Below are 1,839 nucleotides of genomic sequence, written 5' to 3'. Positions count from 1 at the left end.
TGATGGAGCCGGACGACGTCGCCGGCACCTACCTGTTCCTGGCCTCGGACCTTGCCGGCAACATCACCGGCCAATCGCTCGGCGTCGACAGGGGAGAAGTGCCTTGGTAGCCGCATTGCATGGGAAACGGGCCCTGGTCACCGGCGCCGCCGGCGGCATCGGCCGGGCGACGGCATTGGCGCTGCAGGAAGCCGGCGCCACGGTCATAGGGCTGGATCTGGCGGCATCCGAGCAGGACGTGCCGGTCCTCGCCTGCGACTTGGCGAGTGAGGCCGATATCAAGGGCGCCGTCGCGGAGGGCGCTCGGAGGCTCGGCGGCTACGACATACTGGTCAACAATGCCGGCATTCTTCAGGAAGCGCCGCTCGCGCGGATTTCGGCCGATCACGTGGACCGCATGTTCGCCGTCAATGTTCGCGGCGCCATCCTGGTGACGCGGGAGGCGCTGCCGCATCTCGCCAACGGCGGCCGTATCGTCAACATAGTCTCCGAACTCGCTTATCTCGGCCGCGCCGACGCCTCCGTCTACTGCGCCACGAAAGCCGCCTTGCTCGGCCTGACCCGTTCCTGGGCGCGGGAGTTGGCGCCGCGCATCCTGGTCAACGCGGTGGCGCCGGGGCCGACCGACACGCCGCTGCTGGGCTTCGACAGCCTCACCGAGCGACAGCGCGCCCAGGAGACCATGCACCCGCTCGGCCGGATTGGCCGGCCGGAAGAAATCGCGACCGCGGTGGTCTTCCTCGCCGGCCCGGGCGCCACATTCTTCACCGGACAATGCCTCGGTGCCAATGGCGGCGCGGCAATGCTTTGAGAGATGGAAGGAGCATGATGGACAGCGTTTTCCTCGCCGAGCTGCCGTGGCCCGAAGCCGAAAGGAGGATAGCGGCCGGCGCGCCCGTCTTCCTGCCGCTCGGCTCGACCGAGCAGCACGGCCACCACATGGCGATGAATGTCGACGTCGTCATTCCGACCGCCATCGCAGCCAAGGTGGCATCCGAGGTCGGCGGCCTCGTGGCCCCGACGATCGCCTACGGCAACCGTTCGCAACCGAGAACGGGCGGCGGCCCGGCCTTTCCCGGCACGATCAACATCACCGCGCATACCTTCTCGCTGCTGGTCAAGGACGTGATCTGCGACCTCCATCGCCAGAAAGTGCGGCGCATCGTGGTGCTCAACGGCCATTACGAGAACATCGGCCCCTCCATCGAAGGCATCGAGCTGGCGCTCGACGCGATCGGCCGCGAACGCGCCGCCGATATGACCATCCTGCGCATCGATCACTGGGAAATGGTCCGCCCCGAGACCCTGGAAAGGGTGTTTCCTGACGGCTATCCGGGCATCGAGCTGGAGCATGCCAGCGTGATCGAAACCTCGATGATGCTGGCGCTGCGCCCGGAATTCGTCGATCTAGCCAGGGCGCTCCATGACGGCCCCGCCCGCTTCAAGCCCTACGACCGCTATCCGCGCCCGGTGGAAGAGGTGCCGCCTTCGGGCGTGCTGTCGCTGACCGCAGGTTCGTCCGCCGAGAAGGGCCTCTGGCTGCTGGACGACTGCGAAACCCGGATCGCCGAAATCGTCAAACGTGAATTCCTCTGAGATGACCGACACAATGGACAATAGCCTCTTCCAACCCGTCGACGCCGCGCAGGTGCCGCGCTTTGCCGGGCTTTCCACCTTCATGCGGCTCCCGGCCGTGCCCACCGCCAAGGGGCTCGACATCGCCCTCGTCGGTATTCCGTGGGACGGCGGCACCACCAACCGTGCCGGCGCCCGACACGGTCCGCGCGAAATCCGCAACCAGTCGAGCCTGATGCGCCGCGCCCACCATGTCTCGGGAAC

4 protein-coding genes are annotated in these 1,839 nt (G+C 67.1%); all 4 read left to right on the top strand.

The annotated features are described in order from the left end of the window. Nucleotides 1–2 precede the first annotated feature (2 nt). Nucleotides 3–110 carry an SDR family oxidoreductase gene (locus tag EOA38_RS35440; RefSeq protein ID WP_127301407.1) on the top strand — a complete coding sequence of 36 codons (108 nt, stop codon included), beginning with the start codon at nt 3–5 and terminating at the stop codon, nt 108–110. Continuing rightward, nucleotides 104–811: an SDR family oxidoreductase gene (locus EOA38_RS35435; RefSeq protein WP_127301406.1), complete on the top strand. Its 708-nt coding sequence runs from the start codon at nt 104–106 to the stop codon at nt 809–811. The genes EOA38_RS35440 and EOA38_RS35435 overlap by 7 nt, the downstream gene beginning before the upstream one ends. 14 nt (nt 812–825) lie before the next feature. After that, the gene (locus tag EOA38_RS35430; RefSeq protein ID WP_127301405.1) at nt 826–1,596 is read left to right on the top strand and encodes a creatininase; all 771 of its coding nucleotides are present in this window, start codon (nt 826–828) and stop codon (nt 1,594–1,596) included. A 13-nt stretch (nt 1,597–1,609) separates the two neighbouring features. Next, on the top strand, nt 1,610–1,839 hold a 230-nt coding region (locus EOA38_RS35425; RefSeq protein ID WP_189435138.1), incomplete at its 3' end, for an arginase family protein.

The sequence above is a fragment of the Mesorhizobium sp. M1E.F.Ca.ET.041.01.1.1 genome (assembly GCF_003997355.1).
GTDB lineage: Bacteria > Pseudomonadota > Alphaproteobacteria > Rhizobiales > Rhizobiaceae > Mesorhizobium.
The sequence above is the reverse complement of the archived record's forward strand: the minus strand, read 5'-3'. Positions and strand labels throughout refer to the sequence as shown.